Genomic DNA, 23,414 nt, shown 5'->3' on the forward strand with positions numbered 1-23,414 from the left:
TCCAGTTCATGAACGCACCAAGCCAGTTGATTGGCGGCTTGTCACCTTCTAGCGCTCTAGGTTACCCGTTTAACCGAGCAGCCTCGCTCTTTAACCTGACATGTTTGGGGGTGAGGGGGAGAGCAGGTGAGAGCGGGGGCGAGAGGGTGAGAGCGGGTGAGATCGAGCAGAGTCGATGGAAACTGGCGAGATCTGGCGGATCTGGCCTGATAGGATGAGATCCGACGGCCCGATGAGAGGGGATTCCTGCGATTACGCAGGAATTTTTCGAAGAAAAGCCGTTTTTAGCCAAATGCCTGCGAAAAGGCAGGTTTTCATAGCGGATTTGTTCCAGGAGCGGGCTTTTTTCCAAAAAGCCTGCCTAATCGCAGGTATACCCTCGAATCCGTAAAGGATCGAGGATAATTCCTGCACATATGCAGTTTTATTCATGCGCCCGATCTGAAAGGTGAAATCCGCAGGGGAGCTCGGCCAGCTCTGATTTGGTAAGCATCATCAACAGCCCACATCCTGTGATCAGGTGTGGGCTGTTCGGCAGTTAGGCACTCGGAGAATGGACAAAGAGCGACGGGGCTGCTACTACATCCGGCTCGGCGCCGGAAGCCCCAGCACGCTCAGTGCGTCGGCCATCGTGGCCTGGAACTTGGCCGTCAGCCATAGGCGCTGCGCCTTGCTCTCGGCGTCTGCCTTGAGGATCGGGCAGGCGCCGTAGAAGTTGTTGAACAGCACGGCGAGCTCGTGCGCGTAGTTGCATAGCGTGTGCGGCGTCAGCTCACGCGCCGCCGCGGCGAGCCGGTCCGGCCAGTCCGCGAGCTGCTTGAGCAGCGCGTGCTCGGCCTTCTCCGGCTCGGCAAAGGCCGGCGCCGCGAGCGGCTCCACCACGCCGGCTTTGCCCAAAATGCTCGCCGCCCGCGCATGGGCGTACATCAGGTACACCCCGGAATTGCCCGTGACCTCGGTCGCCTGGGCAATATCGAACACCACCTCCGTCAGCAAGCTGAAACGGAGGAGATAATACCGGATCGCCGCGGCTGCAATGTCGCGGCTTGCGAGCCCTTCGTGATCGGAGCGCTTCGCATCGATCACGCGTTCCATCCGATCAAGCAGCTCCGCTACCTTGATCCCGATGCCCTGCCGCCCCGACATCGCGTAGGACGCTTTGCCCGCGGAGGTGTCGAGGCCGAGCTCCTGCGCAGCCCCAGGGCTGAGCGAGACGACACCGTAGCCCACATGGCGCAGCAGCTCCGCCTGCGCCGCATAGCCGAGCACCGCAAGCGCCTGCTTCACCATCGCTTGCGGGTACGCCTGCCGGTGATCGATGACATTGATCACCATGTCCGCTTGCCCGAACGGCGCAGATTCGCCGGTGGGCTGCGTGCTCCACACTTCCGCTTCAAAGGGTTGATAGCGGAAGTCCTTCCCGAGCACACCGAATTTCCACAGGTGGTACGCGATGTCTTTGGCGGTGTAGGTCAAAATCCCATTGGACCGCACCAGCACTTTGTCTTTGTGATAGGCGTCGCCCGCACTGTCGGTGCCCTCAGCTTTTTCAACCGCACCCGCGTCCGCCGCCCCGGCCTCCGTCTCCCGCAGCACCCAGCAGCCGGCCAGCTTGCCGTCCGTCTCCAGCGCAAACTGCGGCGTCTGCCGCAGCAGGTCGAACGCCGCCTGCCAGAAGCCCTCGCGCACGATCCGGCTCTCCCAGACGAGCAGATCGTACGTGATGCCGAAGGCGCGCATCTCCGCCAGATGCTCCCGGACGATCCGTTCCGCGACGAGCAGTCCGAGCCAGGCGACATTGCCGCCGCCTTCCTCCAGCGCGTGCAGCACGCGCGTCCGTTCCTCGAGCAGCGCCGGATTTTCTCCATAGGCTTTGTTCACCGCGGCATACGTATCCCAGCAAAAATCCCCGAACCGCGCATGCTCCCCGTCAAGCTGCACCTGCTGCAAGCCGACGACTGTATCCGCCAACTGATTGCCCAGATCGTCGATGTAGTTATGCACCTCAACCTGATAGCCTGTGCGGCGCAGCAGCCGCGCCAACGTATCCCCGATGCACGAATTCCGTAAATGGCCGATGTGCGCGGATTTGTTAGGGTTAATCGATGTGTGCTCGATCACGACCTTGCCGTTCTGAGAGGGCCGCGAGGCCGCACCAGCACCAGCCTCACCGCCAATTTCAGCAGCCGCCCACCGTCCCCAGTCCACCCATAAGTTCAAAAACCCCGGCGCCGCCACCTCGACGCGTTGAATCACCTTCATCAACTCCGCATCCGCCTCCAGCGTGCCCTTCAGCGCTTCGGCAATGTGCAGCGGCGCCTTCCGCAGCAGCTTCGCGAGCTGCATCGCGATATTCGTCGCGTAATCGCCGTGCTCGAGCTGAGCAGGCTGCTCAATTGCAATCGTCAAATCCGCTGGACATGGCAGTCCCAGGTCGCTGAACAAACTTTTTGTACACCGGTCAATACTCATTGAAATTGCTGCGCTGATCATATGTGTCCATCCCCTTTTTATGAAAATATAAAAAGCCCTCGTCTCTAAATAAGAGACGAAGGCTCGGTGCATTCGCGGTACCACTCTTGTTGCTAAGCCGATTCGGCTTAACCACTCGTCAGCGTAACGGGCTGGGCCGTGGCGTCCTACTCCATCGTTCGTTCGGAGGCCATTCTCATGGGTGCGCTTCACGAAGTCACGTTGTACCGGCTCCCACCAACCCGGCTCGCTTGAACAACCATCACTTTGCTACTCTCCCAGTCATCGAATTGTCGATATATTCTAAACATTATAGACAATTACTGCGAAAAATCAATACCCTGAATGATTAACCGCGATGGAGGTTAAGCGCATGTATGATGAACCGGGCGAATACTTCACGTATTCTTCCGGATTATTGCTGCTGCTGAGCCTTGTTGCGGTCGCCGACATTGACAGTCACTTCTTGGGCTTTGCCGCTCCGCACGATCGTCACCTTCAAGCTGTCGCCGACTTTCGCGGCTTGCACCGCCTTGGTTACCGCATCCGGCGTAGCCGTTGCCTGGCCGTTGATCGCGGTAATGACGTCATACGTACGGATGCCTGCCGCATAGGCCGGAGAGCCGAGCTGTACGTCTGCGACCAGTGCGCCGTCCGTATTTTTGAGCTGGAGATCGTCCAGCATATCGTCCGTCACGGCTTGCAGGCTCACGCCCATGTAAGGGGAGGCTGCTTTTGGAATCTCGACGCCGTTCTTCAGGTTATCCAGAACCGCGGAAATCGTACTGGTTGGAATCGCAAAACCGATGCCTTGCGCCTCGGAGTTCACAGCGGTATTAATACCGATGACTTCACCTTTCATATTCAGCAGCGGGCCGCCGGAGTTGCCGGGATTGATCGCCGCGTCGGTTTGAATCAGATCTTTGTAGTTGCGCGTGCCTTGCTCGTCGTCGATCGAGATTTCACGGCCTTTGGCACTGAGCAGACCCGCCGTGACGGTATAGTCAAAATCGTACGGATTCCCGATCGCCACCACCCAATCGCCGATGCTGGATTGATCGGAGCTGCCGATGGCCAGCGCCGGAAGAGCCGCGCTGTTCTCAATTTTCAGCACCGCCAGGTCGAGGTCGTAGCTGCTGCCAAGCAGTTTGGCTTTGAACGGTGTGTCGTAGCCTTGCACGGTGACGTCGATTTCGTCAGCCCCGTCGATCACATGCTCATTGGTTAAAATATACCCCGATTTATCGAAAATAAACCCGGAACCGATCCCCGCCGGCTGCAAGCTGCCGCTGCCGGAATCCTGCTTTGCGCTGCCGTCGTTCTGGCCGAAGAATTGATCAAAGAACGAGCTGCCGCGGCGCGATTGCTGCTGGGTCGCTTTGACCTTCGTCTCGATTTTGACGACCGCTTGGCCTGCCTGGGCCGCGATGGTGGAGATGTTGTTCGGCCGCGACGTATCGAGCGAGGCGGTTGTTGCGCCGCCGTTGTTGGTGATCGAGGCGGACGCCGCTGTGCTGGCTGCGGTTTTGTGCTCGCCGCCGGAGAACAGATTCATTTTGTCCGAGGTGAACATCAGACCGGAGACGACGAGCGCGCCGGCCATGAAGGCGGCGAAGATACTTTTAACATTTGCCCCGCGGTTGTTCTGCGGCTTCGCTTCAAAAAAGCGAGGTTCGGAGATGACGATGTTTTTGCGAGCTTCTGCTTGCTGCTTCTCTGTATCTTGAAACTGAGTATCGTTATAATTGTTATCCATGTAAATCCCTCCTGGGTTGGTTGAATGCGTGCTGATAAGTGAGTGTGCTGTTGTCTTGCTGATGTCTCTATCATGAACCACCAAACTTAAATGGATCTTAAACGTGCCTAAACATTACTTAAATAGTTACTGGGAATAAAAGGGGATTTCAGGGGTTTTGCTGAATAAGAGATTAAAAAGGGGGATTGAACCATGGCATGGATTACTTTGCTCGACCGCGATCGGCTTACCCTTCGACTGGACGAGCAAGATCAAAGCTTGATGCTGGAAGTGAACGACGGAGGATTCTCGCCGACCTATGTGACGCTGCATCTCGATCGCTCGGAGGCCGGGGTGCTGGAAGAAGCACTGCGTGCTTATCGGGCGAAAATGGGGGAGAACTCGGAAGAGTAACGGACTCTTGATGTATCGTGCTGTCGCAAGAAACGACAACGCCACATAGGCAACACGAAAAAATCCACCGCAAGCTGCGGTGGATTTTTTTTATCAAGTAACTCATCGTTAACGGTTGCCACAGCTCCTATTTGGCGCTAAACGCCGCTTTTCCAAGGCTAAGGGTTGCAGCAGAGGCTATTTGGGTCAAATTGGCCAGATTCCGCTCGTTTTGGGCAAATAAGCGCTGTCACAACCGTTACGATTTGAAATGACGTCTTTTAAGCAAAATAAGCGCGGTGGCAACCGTTACACATTTTCCCAAGCTCAAAATCGCAGGCTGCCGACGAAATAAGACATCGGGGATTTCTTATTTTGCAAAGATCAGGCTTCCTCAGCCCTCTTTCTTCATAATCCCTTGCAAAATCACATCGAGCCCCCAACGGAAGCGCTCCATGCCGTCGACTGAGCCCGAGATCAGATCGGCATGCGAGCTCGCGATGCGCGGATACTGCTGCGGGTCCACCGCTGCCATGACGGCAAGGTGCGCCTGCATGGTCGTCCCCCGCGCATCGCGGGAGGACTGCTCGAACGCAACCGAGGTTGCGTACAGCATGAGCAGGTCCACGCCCCAAGCCGCGGACAACGACGAAACACCGCCTTCATGCAAGCATTGAAGGAGATACTCCGTGAACGCCAGAGCATGCGGCCCGACGGATACGGTCGTCAACGCAAGCTCCGCAACGCCTGGCGCATCGTACAGCGCATGCAGATAAGCACTCAGCGCATCGAACAGCCTCGTTTGCCAGCTGCCCGCATCCGAGGCAGGCAGGGCTATGCCGGCGAGTCCGAGATCAAGCACATAGCTGCTCAGTTCTTGCATATTAGCGACATAGACGTAAAGGGAGGAAGGGCCGGTGTCCAGTACTTTGGCGATTTTGCGCATGCTGAGTCCCGTGGAGCCTTCTTTTTGCAATAGTTCCAGGGCCGTCGCCACAATGAGCTCTCTGCTCAAAGGGTCTTTGGCCGGCCGCGAACGGCGGCTAACAATGGTACGTGTCGGTTGAGTAGTCATACTTTTCTTATAGCACACTCGCCCCGGATAGTAAATCCGCTGTTTGCTCAGGCTTCCAACTCGTGAAAAGATGCCATCAGCTTTTTCAAATTCTCAGCGGCATTCTCGCCAAACATTAACTTCAAATTCGCGTCGGAACCTTCCGCCGATTGGGAAGAATACGTGTACATCGCTTGCTCGTAGGCCTTCAAGGCTTCATTCATATCTTCATGCTGTACGATCGCCATTGCTAATTCTTTAGCGTCGAGCATGGCAAGATTGACACCTTCCCCGGCAAAAGGGGACATCAGATGCGCCGCATCCCCGATCAACGTCACGCCTGGTTTGTGCTTCCACTGAAGACCGACCGGGAGCATATAAATGCGCCGCGGCAGCAACGTGTCTTCCGCACATCGGATATAGGACTTCAGCGTATCATGCCAGTCACCGAACAGCGCCTCCAGCTGCGCCTTCGCCGCCTCCGGTTGATCGAACGGAATACCGCACGTGTCAAGCCAGTCCCGGTCGGCCTGGAAAGTGAGATACACTTTGATGCGACCGTCGCCGTTCAATTGTGCGAGAATCCCGTTATGGTCCCCGAGGGCAAAGAGCTTGCCGCGGCCGTTAAACGCCGCCAAGTCCGGATGCTGAGCCGCCTGGACATTGAGTTCGATCATGCTGAGCCCTGTATAAGATGCCGCGGCATCCGTCACAAGCGGCCGAATTTTCGAGAACGCGCCGTCGGCCCCGACGACCAGATCGGCGATGTCTTCATGCCCATTTTCAAAAACCAGCTTATGCGTCCCGTCTTCCAAAGGAATCGCTTCACTCAGCTTGAAGCCGTACTTGATACAGTCCGGATCCAGCCCGTTAAGCAGCAGGTCGCACAGCGTCCCCCGGTCAATCTCAGGCCGATCTCCAGCTTCCGCTTCGTTCGCGATTTCATCCATGTACAGGGTGCCGGCTTTATCGAAAAGACGGAAATCTTCGCCCTCATAGCGAGCCAGCGCATGAAAAGCTTCATAGAGCCCGGCTTCCTGCAGCGCGAGTTGGCCGGAATCGCTGTGAATGTCCAGCGAGCCGCCGCGCTCGCGGTTCGGATTGTACGCTTCGCGCTCGTAAATCACGGAAGCGATGCCGTGCCGCTTCAGGATCAGCGCCAGAGTAAGCCCGCCGGGGCCGGCACCAATAATAGCGATGCGTTTGGTTATAGTGGAATTGGATGTATGTCTCATAGAAGATGCACCTCTTCGTTGTAGTTTTGGAATGGCTTGATCTAGTTATACCATAACGAACGGTGTTCGTAAAGAACTATGTTCGTTGAACGATAAAGGGAAATATCCCCGTATGACACCGCATTCTGTCCATTCCAATCTTGCCGATTACGGGCGGCGAGCGTAAGATGAAGCAAGAGGGCATGGCCGTTTCGTTGCTGTGCCGCAGCAGGGAGGAAGAAACGTGGCACGCGTAGTGGAAGAAATCATTGTGAAAGCGCCGATGGCCGTCTGTTTCGATGCCGCACGGGACATTACCTATCATGGACAGACGGTATGGCCGTGGACCAAGGAACGGGCGGTTGATGGCCGAGTGCGGGGACTCATTGAGAATGGGGAGACCGTGACGTTTGAGGCAAGACATTTCGGCATCAGGCAGCGGCTGACGGCCAAGGTGACGTCCATGAACAAGCCCGCATCGTTTGTCGATGCGATGACGAAGGGGGCTTTCCGTTATCTGACGCATACCCACGAGTTTGAAGAAGCGGCGGAAGGTACGTTGATGCGGGATATTTTGGATTTTAGCTCGCCGTACGGCTGGGTGGGGCTTGCGTTCGATAAGCTGGTCCTAAAGCGGTATATGCGGGCGTTCATTCGCTACAGACAGCGGACGCTGAAGCGGGTCATCGAACAGCAGGAAGAGGGGCGTACATCATGACGAACAGCTTGGAATTTGCAGACATTGAGGAACGGCACCTGCCGAGCGTGCAAGCGATTTATAACTATTACGTGGCAAATACCACGATCTCGTTTCATACGCAAGCACAGACCTTGGAGGAGATACGCAGGAACGTCGTCAACACGAACCCGCGGTACCGGACGTATGTCATCAAGCGCGAGGAGACGGTCATCGGCTATGCCCTGTTTACGAAGCATAAAGACAAGCAAGCCTATGACACGACTGCCGAAGTGACGATCTATATGGATCCGAATCATGTCGGCCAAAAAATCGGGCCCGAGGTATTGGTTTTTTTGGAGGGAAAAGCGCAAGAATTGGGCTTCCATGCCTTGGTCGCCACGATCTGCACAGAGAATGAGCGAAGCATTCGGATGTTTGAACGGAGCGGGTATGTGCGCTGTGCGCTTTTTAAAGAAATCGGCTTCAAGTTTGATCGTTGGCTGGACATTGCAAGCTATCAGAAAATTTTAGGGTAGGCTCGCGAATCCAAAGAGCCCACTGCGCGCTTCTGGCACGAGTGAGCCGGGGCTGTATTAGGTTGAGCGTCTCAAAGCATCGCGATCCGGATTTTGCGGCGGCTCCTCCAGCCAGCTGTTCTTAATCATAAGCAAAGCGCCATTCTCAGCGTAAGTGGCGATTTCTGCTGCCAGCCGTACATAGCTGGTGGCAAGATCCTTCCTCGGACAAGCAGCTGCTGAAACCCCGTAATTGGCGGTGCCTGCTGCAATAAGCAAGGAGACATGAAAGAGCATGAGCTTGTCGGAAAACGGTGGGTCTGTCGAATCCGACACATCGGCATCCCAAGTCATTGGCGTAGGAATATCATCATCCAACAGCACATCCGAAAAAACTTTTACGTGCTTGGAGGAAATCTCTTTTCCCGTTATAAAATACTTGTGAATTTCAGGGGATTTCACAACTTGACTGAAACCCATTAGTAAGGCCTTACCTAGCGCATTTGTATGAATGTTCGAGAACAGCTGTGCAATTTCAATGGATAATAAGGGGCGTTTATCTCCAAATCCGAAAAATCCCCCGGACAAAAAGCTTTTGTCTGAGACGAATTCAATGAGGTGCGGTGTGGGAATCGATGGCGGGCGTACGTACAATCCTTTGGCTAACAACAGTTCCGTCACTTTTTGGTCGAGTGCGATCGTATGCATCGTACAGTCATGGAAAAAGGCGCGAATATCCGCCCGGGTGGCCATAGAAAACGCAACGCCGAAGGTTGTAATCCCAACTTTGGACATGTTTTTTAAGTAGTACAGGGAAAAGCTGTCCGAAAATAGCCGTTTCGCATGAACATTCACATCATGGTCCGTAAAGCCTTGGGGAATCGGGAAATCCTCCTCCTTAAAGAGTCGCTTCAGCGATTCTAGATGGTTAACGGATATTCGCAGGGCGGACTCCACAACGTGCTTGATCTCCAGGTCTTCGGCTTTTTGGAAAAAGTAGCTCAAAATACATTTGGCCATCGTATCATTGATATAAGTGGTCCAGAGCGTGCCTAGCTCAGAGGCTGTCAGTTTGATGGGTGTGGACGTTTCCATGCAGAGACCTACTTTCGGAGGAAGAGATTTTGAATTTATCATTACCCGAAGCGTCAGCTATTATTTCAGTATAGAAGCTGCACCAGGTACACTTTTATTAAATTGTCAAAAAGGGGAATCTTATCGCATGAAACGCTCAATAACGCTATACGTCTGCACGGCTGCTGTCGTGATGGGGGCGGCAGGGTTGTGGTTCGGGGTACAAGCTTACCTGACCATTCAGCATCGAAGCCAAATCACGAATGTTGAACTGGTCGGCGAGCAGACCATTTACGGCGAGCCCGGCTCCGAAATGATCGTTCGAATGGGCAAAACGCTGGCCGTCGCCACCGACAAGGAAGGGATCCCCGACCTGACCGCGGGATTGGATCTGCAGCCCGGGACATCCATTCCGGACAATCATTTGCTCTTTTTTCCGAAAACGACACGCGGCCTTCAGGCGGATCTCCACACCGATAATGAAATTTGGATTACGGTCCAGGGCGGCTTCACGGTGGTTGACGAGAAAGGCAAGCCCATCAAGCCGATCATCGAATAAACATGAAAACAGCTGCTTTCTCATTGAGAAGGCAGCTGTTTTTGCGCTGTCACCATCGTACCACACCCCGCGCCGCTTTTGACAAAAGATCGTGATCGCAAACAACAACGTGCGTGGCTTTTTGTATGCCGGCATAAACCCGTCTCCGATGCGTAGACAGGGGGCTTGGCGTGCTTTTAGAATACGGAATATAAAGAGAACGTAAAGCCAGAGGAGGAGCATTGCCATGCTGCAAACGGAGCAAAACGTACTGCGCAAGTTCTACTTTCCGGTCATGCCGATCGGGGATTTGAAAGAAGGGCCGAAGTCGGTCCAACTCTTTGGCGAGCCTGTGGTCGTCTGGTTGGATGAACAAGGGAAGCCGGCGGCCGCCATCGACCGCTGCTGTCACCGAACCGCCAAGCTGTCGCTCGGCGAAGTTCGCAAGGGCTGCATCGTCTGCCCATATCATGGCTGGACGTTTAACCGTGACGGCAAATGCACGTATTTTCCGCAATCGCAGCTGGATAACCCTCCGAAGGTCTACAAAATTAAATCTTTCTACTGTGAGGAAAAATACGGCTATATCTGGATCGCACTTGACGAGCCGCTTCGCGGGATCCCTGAATTCAGCCGTTACGGCGATCCGGGCATCCGGCAAATTCACCAGTTTCACGAGGTGATCCATTGCTCCGCGCTTCGCCTGATGGAAAATTCTTTTGATACGGCGCATATTGCGTTCGTTCATCATCATACGTTTGGCGACAACCAGGACCCGATTCCGCCGGAATTTGAGCTGGTGCCGAATGAGACTGGCTTCGATATGTACTACGATGTGCCTGTCACCAACAAACTGAACAAAAACATCAAAGCCATCAACGTAGATGGCGATACAACGGTTCGTAAAGTGCATGGCACGTGGCATATGCCGTTCATCCGCCAACTGGACATGACGTACCCGACAGGGCTTGTGCACTCCATTATCACCTGCGCAACGCCGCGGGATGATCACTCGTGTACGCTGATTCAGTTCGTTTTTCGCAACGATACCGAAGAGGAAGTTCCGGCTTCCACAATCATCGCGTTCGATCGGGCGGTCGTTGATGAAGACATGCTGATCCTCGAATCGACGGAATCCAACGTGCCGCTGGACTTGACCTTGCGGATGGAGACGCATATGCATGCGGATAAGCCGGGCATTCTCATGCGGGAAATGCTGCTTAAGCTGCTCGCCGAACACGGTGAGCAGGAATCGCTGCCGCAGCTCCGCACACCTCAAGTATATGAAATGAAGATTATTGAGCGTGTGGGGGAAGCTTAGCGCGTCAGCTTGGGCAGAAAAGACAACCAAAAGGAGGGGCCGCCCTATGCAGCAGCCGATGATCGGAACAAAAACAATGGTGGTCTCGCCGCATTATCTGGCATCGGCTGCAGGGGCGCGCATCCTTGAGCGAGGCGGCAATGCGTTTGACGCCGCTGTTGCGGTCAGCGCCTGCCTCGCCGTCGTCTACCCGCACATGACCGGGCTCGGCGGCGATTCCTTCTGGCTGATGTACAGCCAGCACGATCGCGCTGTCCGCGCCTACAATGCCAGCGGCCGCTCCGGTTATGGCGCGAGCCGCAGCGTCTACGCCGGGGAGGCCGCCATCCCGCAGCGGGGCGTCCGTAGCGTCGTCACCGTGCCGGGCATGGTGGACGGATGGGACGCGGTGCTGCGCGAGTACGGCACGCTGCCGCTGGCCCAGGTGCTGGCGCCCGCGATCGGCTACGCCGAGCACGGCTTCCCGCTGTCGCGGGACCAGCACCGCAATACCGTGGAGCGCCTCGCCGTGCTGGCGGCGCTGCCGGAGACGGCCGCCGTGTACTTGCCCGGCGGCGCGGTGCCTGCGCAGGGCGCGCGCTTCGTGCAGCGCGACCTGGCGCGGACGCTGCGCGCGCTGGCCGCTGGCGGGCGCGACGGCTTTTATAAAGGCGAGATCGGCGGACGGATCGCCGCGTTCTTGGCTGGGGAAGGCGGGCTGCTGACGCCTGACGATTGGGCCGACCATGCCGGGAACTGGGAGGTTCCGCTGCATGGCACGTATCGCGGCCTTGATCTGTATCAAGTGCCGCCGAATTCCCAGGGATTTACGGGGATAATGACCCCGCAAATCCTCGAGAACTTCAACTTCGGAGCGCGGGGCGGCGGGATCGCCCACGGCTCCTTTGATTATTATCACCTTCAGGTGGAGGCGCTGAAGCTGGCTTTTCAGGATCGGAACCGGGTGTTGACCGATCCGGCGTTTGCGAGCATCCCCGTGGGGGAGCTCATCTCCAAAACGTACTGCGACTCGCTCGCCGCGCGCATCGATCCGAAGCGGGCCAGCGCGCTCAGCAGCGCGCCGGTTGGCAGCGACACCGCGTATGCGGCGGTCGTCGACGCGGAGGGGAACAGCGTGTCCTTCATCCAGAGCCTCTACTTCGAGTTCGGCTCAGGCGTGACCGCGGGGGACACGGGCATTTTACTGCAAAACCGCGGCTCTTTCTTCTCCCTCGACCCCGGCCATGTGAATACATTGGAACCGCGCAAGCGCACGTTCCACACGCTGATGCCCGCCATGGCGATGAAGGCCGGCGAGCCGTACCTCCTGTACGGGACGCAGGGCGGCGAAGGCCAGCCGCAGACCCAGTCGGCGCTGCTGACGCGCATCGTCGACTACGGCATGGACCCGCAGCGAGCGGTCAGTGAACCGCGCTGGGTGTGGGGCCGCACCTGGGGCGCAGCGACACAGGAGCTCAAGATCGAGAGCCGCGTGCCGGAGGCGGTGCGGGTCGCGCTGGCGGACGCCGGGCACGACGTCCGCACCGTGGCCGCCTACGACGGCGTCGTCGGCCACGCGCACGCAATCGTCATCGACGAGCGCGGCTTCCGCGCCGGCGGCACCGACCCGCGCTGCGACGGCCAGGCGATCGGCTGGTGATCGGTTGGTGATGAAGGAAGATGGGAGAGGTCGGTCGTGTCGTGCTTTTCATCTGTACAACAAATTCCGGGGTGATGCCCCTATTTGCGCCGGAGCTGAAGCGACTACTTAGGTGCTTATCGAAGAGGACAGGTGAATTCCTGCGAAAAGACAGGCATTTCTCACAAAAATGGTGGTTTTCGCCAAATGCCTGCGATAAAGCAGGTTTTTAGGCCAACCTCGCTCCAAATAGGAGATTTCACCGAAAATTCCTGCTTCTGTGCAGGCATTTCATGGAATCAAGAAGGGAAGCGGAAAATTCCTGCTTTTTCGCAGGTTTGATGCGTAATCCGAATGAATTCCCAGCAACCCAGCAACCCAGCACCCAGCAACCCAGCAACTCAGCAACTCAAGCAACCCAGCAATCTACGCAAGGAGGCGTTCCACCATGCGCTTCGGTGATGTCATACTTCAGCGCCGTGTTCCGTGTATGATGCGGGACGGCGTGACCTTATATGCCGATATTTATCTACCTGAGGAGACGGGGGAGTACCCGGTGCTGCTTATGCGGCAGCCTTACGGGCGCAAAATCGCCTCCACCGTCTCCCACGCCCATCCCGTTTGGTACGCCAAGCAAGGGTACATGGTCGTGGTGCAGGATGTGCGGGGGCGGGGCGACTCCGAAGGGGAGTTCATCCCATTCGTGCACGAGGCCGAGGACGGCTACGACACGATCGAGTGGGCGGCGAAGCTGACGAATGCGAATGGCAAGGTCGGCATGTACGGGTTCTCCTACCAGGGCATCGCGCAGTGGGCCGCAGCGACTTTGTCGCCACCGTCTCTGGTGACGATCATACCGAGCATGACGGCTGCGGACATTCACCGCTGGGCGTATCCGTACGGCAGCTTTTCGAGCGGGATGCTGACGTGGGCGTTCCAGCTCGCGCGCGATTCGGCGAGACGAGCCGGGGATGTGGCAGCGGAGCAGGTGTGCACACAGATCATGAACAACCCTGACGGGATCGTGCGCCACCTGCCCCTGAACGACCGCCACCCCATCCTCGAAAAATACTGCCCGGCGTACTTCGACTGGGTGAATCATCCCGAGTACGACGACTATTGGGCGGGACTCAACTGGCTACCGTCGTTCCTGGCCAATCCGATCCCGACGTTTCATATCGGCGGGTGGTACGATTTTTTGCTGGATGGGACGGTACAGTCCTATCTCGTACTCCAAAAAAACGAACGGTCACCCGACCTGTTCCACCGCCTGGAAATCGGCCCCTGGGTCCACATCCCCTGGGGGCAAAAAGCCGGCGGCCTCGACCACGGCCCAGACGCCGACGGCGATATGCACCGCAAGCAGGTGCGGTGGTTCGATTACTGGCTCAAGGGCGAGCGGACGAACGGCCTCTACGAGGAGCCGCCCATCCGCTATTTCGACCTCAGCAGCCGTGCGTGGCTGGAGGCGGACACCTTCCCGACCCACCGGGCGGGCCGGAAATACTACCTCACTGGCGGCGATACCCCCGCCAATGGCACGCTCGGCGGCGGCCTTCTAACGCCGCACGCCAACCAGCTCCATCCGCAGCGCACGCCGGATGTCTATGTCTACGACGCCCGGCTGCCGATGGCCCTGCCGGGGTACGCCCCGCTGGACCGGAGCGCGATCCAGGATCGCACCGAGATCCTTGTCTACACGAGCGAGTCGTTCGCCGAGAGCCTCCACGTCCTCGGCTCGCCGAAGCTCAGCGTGGCTGTGCAGTCGATGGACGGCCCGACCGACGTCGTGGCGATGCTTTCGCTGGTGAAGCCCGGCGGCCAAGCACTCTTTCTCTCGGTTGGACGCGTGGAGATCGGCACCGATCCCGACGCGGACGGCTGGCAGCGCGCCGACATCCCGATGCGGCCGATCGGGCTGACCTTCCCGCTGGGCACGGCGCTGCGGCTGGAGCTGACCGGCAGCGCATTCCCGACGCTGATCCGGCACCCGAACAGCGTCGGGATGAAGCTCGCGCACACGGTCGATGACAGCTGCTTGGACATCGCGGTCGTCGCAGTGACCAGCCAGCCCGGCCTGGTATCCTATCTCCAACTCCCGACCGTTAACGCCGCTAGCGGTTAACCACATTAACGAAAAGAGGGATGCCCATGAACCGTTTAGGAAACCGCAAGCGAGGCTGGCTGGTGACGAAGGAGCATGTGGACTTGCGCAGATCCGCCTACAACGATGCCGAAGCAGCCGTCTCCTTCGCCGCCCAGCCACAGCGGCTGACGCTCGATCTGGAGCGGACGGCAATCATCGTCGTGGATATGCAGAACGATTTTTGCTCCCCAGGCGGTTGGCTGGCCGGCATCGGGGTGGATACGGCACCGCTGACACAGCCGGTGGCGTATCTGAACCGCCTGCTTCCCGTGCTGCGCACAAGCGGCGTGCCGGTCATTTGGCTCAATTGGGGCAACCGTCCGGATCGCCTCAACTTAAGTCCTTCCGTGCTCCACGTCTACAACGGAGACGGAGCAAGCACGGGCATCGGCGATCCGATGCCAACGAGCGGCTCGCGCGTCCTTGAAAAAGGCAGCTGGGGCGCCGCCATCGTCGATGATCTCACGCAAGCGTCAGAAGACATTTATGTCGATAAGTTCCGCATGAGCGGTTTTTGGGATACCCCGCTGGACAGTATTCTGCGGAACCTGGGGACCGATACGATCCTTTTTGCCGGCGTGAACCTCGACCAATGCGTCATGCACACGCTGCAGGATGCGGGGTGTCTGGGGTACGATGTGATTTTACTGGAGGATTGCAGCGCGACCAGCTCACCGCAGTTTTGTGCAGACGGCGCGATTTACAACATTAAACAATGCTACGGCTTCGTCGCCGACTCGGCGGCTCTGCTGGACGCAATCACGTTAGGAGACTTTCCGAAATAAAGCGGTAATTTCGGAAAGCTCCGTTAGATACGAGAAAGGTGGCCAAACCATGAGGATGCCAGGATTGATTGCAGGTCATTTCACCGCTTGTCCCGTGCACAAAATTTCCGCAGCGGATTCCAATAAATTCGTTCTGCTCTGCGACGGCACACAGACGACATTCGTTTCCGTCGTCGAAATTTTCGACGAAGGCGGCCAAACCCCGCCTAATGAGCACTCCGGTGCGGTGGAATATTTTTACGTGCTGCATGGGGAAGGCATTGCGGTCGTAGGCGATCAGGAGATGGGGATTAAGACGGGCTCGTTCTTCATCGTGCCGCCGGGCAACAATCATCAAGTGCGCAATACGGGCGCAAGCCGGCTCTATGTACTCACAACGATGGTGCCGGACGAGGCGTTCTCCGATCTGATCAAATCGGGGCCGGAGGCAGAGCTCGACGAAGCGGATTTGGCCATTTTAAACGGCTTACAGCTGGCACAATAAATAAAAAGCACCACGACGAGATAGAGGTGATGGAGATGGCGGACCGCTGGAACGCATACGTCAACGAGGATTTCATCATGGAACCGCTCGGCACAGGGAGGCTGCATGGATTTTCTTTTGCAGTCAAGGATGTGTTCGGGCTCACAGGCTGGACGAATACGGCGGGGAACCCCGATTGGCACCGGACACACGGCCCTTCTACCGGCAATGCCTCCTCCATTGATCTCCTGCTGAGGCAAGGCGCAACGTTACACGGCATTACACATACGGATGAGCTGATGTTCAGTTTAAATGGCGAAAATCACCACTACGGCACCCCGGTCAATCCCCGGGCGCAAGATCGCGTTCCCGGCGGCTCGTCCAGCGGTTCGGCCGTTGCGGCGGCAGCAGGCGGCGTGGATTTTGCCATTGGGACGGACACCGGCGGATCGGTGCGCATTCCTTCCGCCTATTGCGGGCTCTATGGGATGCGCCCGACGCACGGGGCGGTGTCGATGGATGGCGTCATTCCGCTATCGGCCAGCTTCGACACGGTCGGTTGGATGGCGCGCAGCTCCCGGGTGCTGCTGGATGTGGGGGAGGCGCTGCTGCCTCCGTCGGACGTTGAGCGGGAAGACGAGGCTTTCGGTTTTCGCCGGGCTATTTTCGGCAAAGATGCCTGGGAACTGACGGATGTCGCTTGCCGGCAAGCAATGGAGAACTGGCTCTCCGGGCTTGGGGCCCCATGGGCGAATGCCCAATCCCGGATCATTGCCCCGGCAGGGCTGCAAACGTGGTTCCAAACGTTCCGCACGATTCAGGGCTTCGAGATTTGGCAGCAGCATGGCGAGTGGATTACGGCGGCGCAGCCGCATTTTGGGCCGGGCATTGCCGAGCGCTTTGCTTGGTCTTCGACGCTGTCGCGAAGCGATTTTGAGGCTCAGCTTGTGAATCGTGCGCTTGTACAGGCATCGATGGCGGCGCTGCTCGGCGAGGACGGTCTGCTAGTGGTACCGACGATCCCGTGCGGCGCCCCGATGAAGGGGATGAACGGCGATGTGCTGGAAGACATCCGCATGCGGACGATGCAGCTTTCGTGCATTGCGGGGCTGAGCGGATTTCCGCAGGTGACGGTACCGGCCGGTGAGGTGGACGGCGTGCCGATTGCGGTGTCTTTTATCGCAGGTAAAGGATTGGATGTACCGCTCTTGCGCTGGGTGCATAGGCTGACGAGTACGCTGCAGCCGACAGTGTGAACGGGTAAGAGCTAGGCGGTTATGGCATGGAGGAGAGTCCGGATTGAAGAGGGCTGTCTACCACCTCGCCCATGATAGACAGACAAAAGGAGTGGACACGATGTTTACACGCTATGAAGGTAAAGCATGGGAGGAGCGGTTCCTGCCCCGGTTGACGAGCAGACAGGTGAAAGAGCTGCCCAAGGATGACGCGCTGGTCATTCTGCCGGTTGGCGCTGTGGAGCAGCATGGTCCGCACCTGCCGGTGATGACGGACACCTTGATTGGGGAAGCGACACTGACGGCTGCGCTGGAAAAGCTGGACGAGGACGAACAGGTCTGGCTGCTGCCGCCGGTTTCGTACGGCAAAAGCAACGAGCACCTCGGCTTGCCCGGCACGATTTCGCTCTCTGCGGCGACTCTGCAGGGAATTATTCTCGACATCGCGGACAGCCTGCACCGCAGTGGGTTTGAGCGGCTGCTGCTGTTCAATACACATGGCGGCAATGTGGATTTGCTCAATATGGTGTCCCGGGAGATTCGGATTCGGAGCGGGATGACGGTGTTTTATTTGAGCCCGAGCAGCCTCGGCGGTGCGGAAGGTCTGATCGATGCGGAAGAGATGGAATACGGCATACATGGCGGCGATTATGAGACTTCACTCGTGCTGTCGATCAAGCCAAACTGGGTGCAGCAGCAGCACGCTGTACGTGAGATTCCGCGAATGAGCGGGTACGATTTCCTGACCATGGAGGGCAAAATCCGCTTCGCTTGGCACATGTCGGACATTTCATCCAGCGGGATCGCCGGGGATGCGACGGTGGCTACGTCGGACAAGGGCCGCATCATCATGGATCGTGTAACGGATACGCTGGCTAAGGCGCTGAAGGAGCTGTGCACGTTCAAGCTGTCGAATTTGTAAAAAGCGCTGGGAGCGGCATGGGCGTTGGCGCAGCGTGCAGCCCCACGCTGGCGGGAGCGACGTGCAGGGAAGTGAGAAAGCGATCGCATTTACATGCGGCAACGAGCAGTGAAGGCAGTCATCGCAGAGGTAAGTGCGTTCCCAACGTAGGCGCTTCACCTCGACGTGCGAGCAAGTGAGAAAGCGAGGTTTGTTGCATGAAACTTACAACATTGCAGTGGGATGGCCGTGAGCAAGCTGCCATCGTCACGATGCACGGCGGCGTGCTGCTGGAGACCGTCAACCGTGCGACGGGCGGCAGCTGGAGCGGGACGATCACGGAGCTGCTGGAAAAAGAGGAGCTAGCGGAGCTGACCGGCTGGTATACCGGCGGAGGTGCGGCGACGGTTGCCGGGCTGGCGGCGATCCCACCTGCCAAGATGACGTACGCACCTCTGCTGCGCAAGCCGCCCAAGATTTGGGGCATCGGCGCTAATTATCGGGAAAAGGCGGCCGAAATGGCCGTCACGCCGCCCGACGGGGAGCCGATCTGCTTCATGAAGCCGACGACAACGCTCATCGGTCCCGGCGAGGCGATCGTGCTGCCGATCGGGGCGGAGCGCGTCACCGCCGAGGCGGAGATCGCGATCGTGATCGGCAAACGATGCAAGCATGTGGCCGAGAGGGACGCGCTGAGCGCCATCGCGGGCTTCACGCCGTCGCTGGACATGACGGCGCAGGACATCCACGCGCGCAATCCGCGATTTCTCGGCCGGTCGAAGGCGTTCGACACGTTTTTCAGCTTTGGGCCGGAGCTGGTCACGCCGGACGAATGCCCGGCGGCCGCCGACTGGCCGGTCGAAACGTGGCTGAACGACACGCTGGCTTACGCCACCGACGTGTCGCGCATGATTTATACGATACCGTACATTGTATCGTTCTTCTCGCAGTTGATGACGCTGGAACCCGGCGACATCCTCATGACCGGGACGCCGGGCTCTGTGCGGCTGTCCCCGGGCGATACCGCCGAGTGCCGGATCGGCGGCGGGTTCGCCGTGCTCCGCAACCCGGTGGTTGCGGAGGTGTGATCATAGGCCGCTCCTTTGGGGCGGCCTTTTCGCAGGAGGAACCGCGAAGGCCCTTGGATCCAGCATCAAGCCTGCAAAAAAGCAGGAATTTTCCTCTTTCCCTCCTGATTCGATGAGATACCTGCAAAAGGGCAGGTATTTTGGGCGAGAACTCCCTTTTTGAGCGAGGTTGACCTAAACACCTGCCGAATCGCAGGCATTTTGCGAAAACCGCCACTTTTGTAGAACAAAGCCTGCCTTTTCGCAGGAATCCCCCCCATCCTCCTCAACAATAGCAGTCATTTCTTGAAATCATGGAGTTGCGGCGTGAAATTCCTGCTTTCCTGCAGCTTGTGGGAGAGCGGGGCCACCTAATCATTGGATCAGAGGTCCCCTTCCTCGCAGTCCCATAGCTCCGCGTACGCACCTAACTTCACTTGCGTTTGAAATCTTCCTCCCAAGTATGGGACAATAGGAGAAACGCTGGCTTTACGCCGATTAGAGGGCGGCAGGAACCGGCGAGATCGACCTAAGGAGGAAGACAGCAGTGAGAACAATTGGGCTAGGAACAAGCGGACTGCAAGTGCCGGTCGTGGCCGTCGGCTGTATGCGGATGAACGCGCTGGAGAAGCGGGAGGCGGAGACCTTTATTCAAACCGCGCTGGAGCAAGGCGCGAATTTTTTTGATCATGCGGACATTTACGGCGGGGGGCGCTCGGAAGAAATTTTCGCTGACGCCTTCGGCATGAACGCGAACAAGCGCGAAAGCATCATCCTGCAATCCAAATGCGGCATCCGCAAAGGGATGTTCGACTTTTCCAAGGAGCACATCCTGACGTCGGTGGACAATATTTTGAAACGTCTGCAAACCGACTACCTCGACGTCCTGCTGCTGCACCGCCCGGATACGTTGGTGGAGCCGGAGGAAGTAGCGGAGGCTTTTGACACGCTGGAGCGCGCAGGCAAAGTGCGCCATTTCGGCGTCTCGAACCAGCATCCGCTGCAAATCGAGCTGCTTCGCAAATACGTCAAGCAACCGCTGGTTGCCAACCAATTGCAGCTTAGCATCACGAATGCGACGATGATCACGAGCGGCTTCAACGTGAACATGGAGAACGCAGCTGCGGTGAACCGCGATGGCGGCATTCTCGACTACTGCCGTCTGCATGACATCACGATTCAGCCGTGGTCGCCGTTCCAGTACGGCTTCTTCGAGGGCGTGTTCCTCGGCAGCGACAAGTACCCGGAACTGAACGCGAAGATCGACGAGATCGCCGCAAAATACGAAGTGACCAACACGACGATTGCGATCGCGTGGATTTTGCGCCATCCGGCGAAGATGCAGCCGGTCATCGGCACGATGAATGCGACTCGCTTGCAGGAGTGCATCAAGGCCAGCGACATTCAGTTGACTCGCCAGGAATGGTACGAGATTTACCTCGCTGCCGGCAACGTATTGCCGTAAGGTGGATTCACTTCAAAGACCCCGATCGGGGTCTTTTTTGCCATTGTGCCAATTGAAGCGTCTGTATGGCATCGGAATGCCCATCCAAGAAAGGCTGCGAAGCGGCTTATTCTTATACTACCTGCATTTCTACATCAAAAAACGGCGATCCGGGCAAATTTGGAGGAAGTTCCAGCATTTCCTGCAGTAAATTCCGCTTAGTTTTGCCCCAAATCGCCTAGAAATGGCAGGTGGCGCGCACTTTTAATGTAGTTTTCGCAGGAACTTATGCGTTTTCGCCTCCTTTTCGGGAATTTAGCTGTAAGTTTTGCAGGTGCGGTGGGGAGGGGGAGCCGATCGGCTTGGTCGGTAACTGGTGAGGAGCAGTGCTTAGAGCTAGCTAGTGGTGAGTTGCATCAAGAGTCATCTGGTCGAGGGGAATACGTGCTTGTGTAGAGCTGCTGATAAGCGCCTTTCGTGCATCATACTAATAAATTCCATTCCCTTGGGCATCCTAAGCTCATCACCTGCCTCCTAACGGGGCTGCTCTGCGCACTTTTCATCCTGACAAGCGAGGGATCGGTCTTCATGCCTGTTCAGCTTTTTCTCCCTGGGCTTTCCTTGTTCGATTGGATTTCCGCTATCAATATCGTGTTTGCCTTGATCGTTGTGTTTCTCGAGCGACGCCAAGCTAGCATTACTTGGGCCTGGCTGCTTGTGCTGATCTTTTTCCCTGTGCTTGGCATCCTCCTCTACATCTTCCTAGGTCAAAGTCTCACGAAGCGTAAAATCTATAAGCTTAAAAAGAGCGCCCGTCTCCGCCTGCAGATCCGCCGGCAGCAATCGCTGCTCAGCCAGCAGGAGGTGTTAGCGGCAAGTACACTTCACCATGATCAGCTTCAGCTCATTCGGCTGAACCTGCAGGGCAACGGTGCGCTGCTGACGCGCGATAACGACGTGACGCTCCTCGAAGACGGCGCAGCAAAGTTCGATAAACTGCTCCAGCACATTACGGAGGCGAAGTCGCACATTCATCTGCTGTACTACAAGTTCAGCCACGATGCGCTGGGCCGCAAGCTCTTGCACGCCCTTACCGAAAAAGCCCGCCAAGGCGTCAAGGTGCGGGTCATTTACGACTCGCTGGGCACCTCCAGCACGGCCAAACGGTTTTTCCGGCCGCTGCGCGAGGCAGGCGGAGAGACGGCGTCTTTTTTTCCGCCGATCGTGCCTTGGATCAATTTCCGGATGAATTTCCGCAATCACCGTAAAATCGCCATCATCGACGGGCGCGTCGGGTTTATCGGCGGGTTCAACATTGGCGTGGAGTATTTGGGGCAGGATCCGGACTTCGGCTACTGGCGCGATACGCACCTCATGCTGATGGGAGGGAGCGTGCTGCAGCTTCAGCAGCAGTTCGTGCTCGACTGGAGTATTGCCGCGAAGCGCTCGATCCAGCAGGAGCGGGGGCTGTTTCCCGAAGAGCCGGGACAGGGAAGTACGGCGGTACAGATCGTCGCCAGCGGGCCGGATTCGGACGTGCTGCACATCCGCAATGCGCTTACGAAGATGATTTACGCCGCGCACAAAAGCATCTACATTCAAACGCCGTACTTCGTACCGGACGAGAGCATGCTGACAGCGCTCAAGATCGCGGCCGCATCGGGCGTCGATGTCCGCATCATGGTGCCCTACAAAAGCGATCACAGGCTGGTGCAATTGGCGACCAAGTCGTATCTGGCGGAAGTGGTGGAGGCGGGAGCGACGGGCTACCTCTACAAAAACGGCTTTCTTCATGCTAAAACGGTCGTCATCGACGGCCGCATGGCCTCGGTGGGGACGGCGAACCTCGATAACCGCAGCTTTTCGCTCAATTTTGAAGTTACGGCTATCGTGTACAGCGAAGCGAAGAGCCAGGAGCTCGAGAGAAGCTTTGGCCGGGATGAGGAGGCTTCTGCGCCGTTCAATCAAATCTACAGACGCAGCTGGTGGCTGCGCCTGTGCGAGTCGGCGGCGAGACTGCTCTCGCCGATTTTATAGCGGCTGCCGGGTCGGATCGTAGGGCATGAACCTTGGAGCGCCGGATTTGATGAGCGCAGCCAGAACGATGCAGTTTGACGCGACCGAACCGCGCATCCAGGCCGGGCTGAAAGGGGAGTTGGCTTCTAGCTCCTCCAAGGGCTGGACAGCGATCTTCTGCGCAAACGTGATAAAATCATGGCGCAGACAGTACAATTCCTCTTCCAGCTCTACCTGGAAATGACGGAGCAGAAAGGACGTTTTGCCAATAAAAACGAAGGAACCGAGACTGGTTGGAAAACGGCAGGACAGCCACTTAATGCAGGTTGCGATTTGGCGGTGATGCGGAGCTTGGAGCAGATCGAATTGCTGATTCAGGTCGGAGAGTCCGCTTGAAATATAGTAAGGCGTGTCGTCGTTCACGGTGAAAATCTGAATGCTGTTGTCTCCGGCGTGTATGACATCGAGTTCGCGTGGCAGTTTCATGGCGGCAATGGCTTGCTTGACGAGCTCGGTTTCTTCCTTCTGTTGCAGCGTGCGGTAGGCGCTTCGCAAATGATGGGAAACGTCTTCGTTACGCCCAGATTTCGCGCGTTCCTGTGCAAGGAGCTCGCTTAATTCCATCACGATCTTATCGGTTTGCATCATCGTCCCTCACCTATGTCTATGGTCGGCGCTGCTTGCAAAACAGTGCTCAGACTCAATATCTTATAGGATGATTTGTGGAAGGTCAACCAATTTTTT

Annotated in this window: 20 protein-coding genes and 1 other annotated feature; of the genes, 14 read left to right on the forward strand and 6 right to left on the reverse strand. The window is 57.3% G+C overall.

Annotated elements, in window-relative coordinates; translation table 11 throughout:
- Positions 1-579: 579 nt before the first annotated feature.
- Positions 580-2,493, reverse strand: a complete 1,914-nt coding sequence (locus ABE504_RS20955) for an arginine--tRNA ligase (RefSeq protein WP_430092269.1) — start codon at positions 2,491-2,493, stop codon at positions 580-582.
- Positions 2,494-2,541: 48 nt separating this feature from the next.
- Positions 2,542-2,767, reverse strand: a binding site (T-box leader).
- A gap of 120 nt (positions 2,768-2,887) precedes the next feature.
- Positions 2,888-4,228: a S1C family serine protease gene (locus ABE504_RS20960; protein ID WP_430092271.1), complete on the reverse strand. Its 1,341-nt coding sequence runs from the start codon at positions 4,226-4,228 to the stop codon at positions 2,888-2,890.
- Between the two features lie 192 nt (positions 4,229-4,420).
- Between ABE504_RS20960 and ABE504_RS20965 the strand changes: the two genes are divergently transcribed.
- Complete coding sequence (locus tag ABE504_RS20965) at positions 4,421-4,621, forward strand: hypothetical protein (protein ID WP_430092273.1); 201 nt, start codon at positions 4,421-4,423, stop codon at positions 4,619-4,621.
- 373 nt (positions 4,622-4,994) lie between these two features.
- Here the strand turns inward: ABE504_RS20965 and ABE504_RS20970 are convergent, their stop codons facing one another.
- Both ABE504_RS20970 and ABE504_RS20975 read right to left on the reverse strand, forming a co-directional pair.
- Complete coding sequence (locus tag ABE504_RS20970) at positions 4,995-5,675, reverse strand: TetR/AcrR family transcriptional regulator (RefSeq protein WP_430092275.1); 681 nt, start codon at positions 5,673-5,675, stop codon at positions 4,995-4,997.
- 47 nt (positions 5,676-5,722) lie between these two features.
- On the reverse strand, positions 5,723-6,889 hold the full coding sequence (locus ABE504_RS20975; protein WP_430092277.1) for an FAD-dependent oxidoreductase: 1,167 nt from the start codon (positions 6,887-6,889) through the stop codon (positions 5,723-5,725).
- A 223-nt stretch (positions 6,890-7,112) separates the two neighbouring features.
- Between ABE504_RS20975 and ABE504_RS20980 the strand changes: the two genes are divergently transcribed.
- Positions 7,113-7,586 (forward strand): SRPBCC family protein, encoded by a 474-nt coding sequence (locus ABE504_RS20980; protein WP_430092279.1) that lies wholly within the window; start codon positions 7,113-7,115, stop codon positions 7,584-7,586.
- Positions 7,583-8,083 (forward strand): N-acetyltransferase family protein, encoded by a 501-nt coding sequence (locus ABE504_RS20985; RefSeq protein WP_430092281.1) that lies wholly within the window; start codon positions 7,583-7,585, stop codon positions 8,081-8,083. Before ABE504_RS20980 ends, ABE504_RS20985 begins: the two co-directional genes overlap by 4 nt.
- Before the next feature lie 57 nt (positions 8,084-8,140).
- On the opposite strand, the gene ABE504_RS20990 is transcribed toward ABE504_RS20985, so the two are convergent.
- Positions 8,141-9,157 (reverse strand): DUF3231 family protein, encoded by a 1,017-nt coding sequence (locus ABE504_RS20990; protein WP_430092283.1) that lies wholly within the window; start codon positions 9,155-9,157, stop codon positions 8,141-8,143.
- Between the two features lie 127 nt (positions 9,158-9,284).
- On the opposite strand from ABE504_RS20990, the gene ABE504_RS20995 reads away from it, so the two are divergent.
- From ABE504_RS20995 to cls, 11 genes are all read left to right on the forward strand, one after another.
- Entirely contained in the window at positions 9,285-9,695 is a 411-nt protein-coding gene (locus tag ABE504_RS20995; RefSeq protein WP_430092285.1) for a hypothetical protein, read from the forward strand.
- 226 nt (positions 9,696-9,921) lie between these two features.
- Entirely contained in the window at positions 9,922-10,995 is a 1,074-nt protein-coding gene (locus ABE504_RS21000) for a Rieske 2Fe-2S domain-containing protein (RefSeq protein ID WP_430092287.1), read from the forward strand.
- A gap of 46 nt (positions 10,996-11,041) precedes the next feature.
- On the forward strand, positions 11,042-12,634 hold the full coding sequence (ggt, locus tag ABE504_RS21005; protein WP_430092289.1) for a gamma-glutamyltransferase: 1,593 nt from the start codon (positions 11,042-11,044) through the stop codon (positions 12,632-12,634).
- Between the two features lie 427 nt (positions 12,635-13,061).
- On the forward strand, positions 13,062-14,738 hold the full coding sequence (locus tag ABE504_RS21010) for a CocE/NonD family hydrolase (RefSeq protein WP_430092291.1): 1,677 nt from the start codon (positions 13,062-13,064) through the stop codon (positions 14,736-14,738).
- A 26-nt stretch (positions 14,739-14,764) separates the two neighbouring features.
- Positions 14,765-15,544: a cysteine hydrolase family protein gene (locus tag ABE504_RS21015; RefSeq protein WP_430092293.1), complete on the forward strand. Its 780-nt coding sequence runs from the start codon at positions 14,765-14,767 to the stop codon at positions 15,542-15,544.
- 49 nt (positions 15,545-15,593) lie between these two features.
- Positions 15,594-16,028, forward strand: coding sequence for a cupin domain-containing protein (locus ABE504_RS21020; protein ID WP_430092295.1), 435 nt, complete (start codon positions 15,594-15,596; stop codon positions 16,026-16,028).
- A gap of 29 nt (positions 16,029-16,057) precedes the next feature.
- On the forward strand, positions 16,058-17,263 hold the full coding sequence (locus tag ABE504_RS21025) for an amidase (RefSeq protein ID WP_430092297.1): 1,206 nt from the start codon (positions 16,058-16,060) through the stop codon (positions 17,261-17,263).
- A 100-nt stretch (positions 17,264-17,363) separates the two neighbouring features.
- Positions 17,364-18,164, forward strand: a complete 801-nt coding sequence (locus ABE504_RS21030; RefSeq protein WP_430092299.1) for a creatininase family protein — start codon at positions 17,364-17,366, stop codon at positions 18,162-18,164.
- A 197-nt stretch (positions 18,165-18,361) separates the two neighbouring features.
- The gene (locus tag ABE504_RS21035; protein WP_430092301.1) at positions 18,362-19,231 is read left to right on the forward strand and encodes a fumarylacetoacetate hydrolase family protein; all 870 of its coding nucleotides are present in this window, start codon (positions 18,362-18,364) and stop codon (positions 19,229-19,231) included.
- A 526-nt stretch (positions 19,232-19,757) separates the two neighbouring features.
- Positions 19,758-20,675: an aldo/keto reductase gene (locus tag ABE504_RS21040; protein ID WP_430092303.1), complete on the forward strand. Its 918-nt coding sequence runs from the start codon at positions 19,758-19,760 to the stop codon at positions 20,673-20,675.
- A 567-nt stretch (positions 20,676-21,242) separates the two neighbouring features.
- The gene (gene cls / locus ABE504_RS21045; protein WP_430092306.1) at positions 21,243-22,691 is read left to right on the forward strand and encodes a cardiolipin synthase; all 1,449 of its coding nucleotides are present in this window, start codon (positions 21,243-21,245) and stop codon (positions 22,689-22,691) included.
- On the opposite strand, the gene ABE504_RS21050 is transcribed toward cls, so the two are convergent.
- The gene (locus ABE504_RS21050) at positions 22,686-23,318 is read right to left on the reverse strand and encodes a hypothetical protein (protein WP_430092308.1); all 633 of its coding nucleotides are present in this window, start codon (positions 23,316-23,318) and stop codon (positions 22,686-22,688) included. The two genes, cls and ABE504_RS21050, sit on opposite strands and share 6 nt — an antisense overlap.
- Positions 23,319-23,414 lie beyond the last annotated feature (96 nt).

It is taken from the genome of Paenibacillus oryzisoli (genome assembly GCF_050467285.1).
GTDB classification, from domain to species: domain Bacteria; phylum Bacillota; class Bacilli; order Paenibacillales; family NBRC-103111; genus Paenibacillus_E; species Paenibacillus_E oryzisoli_A.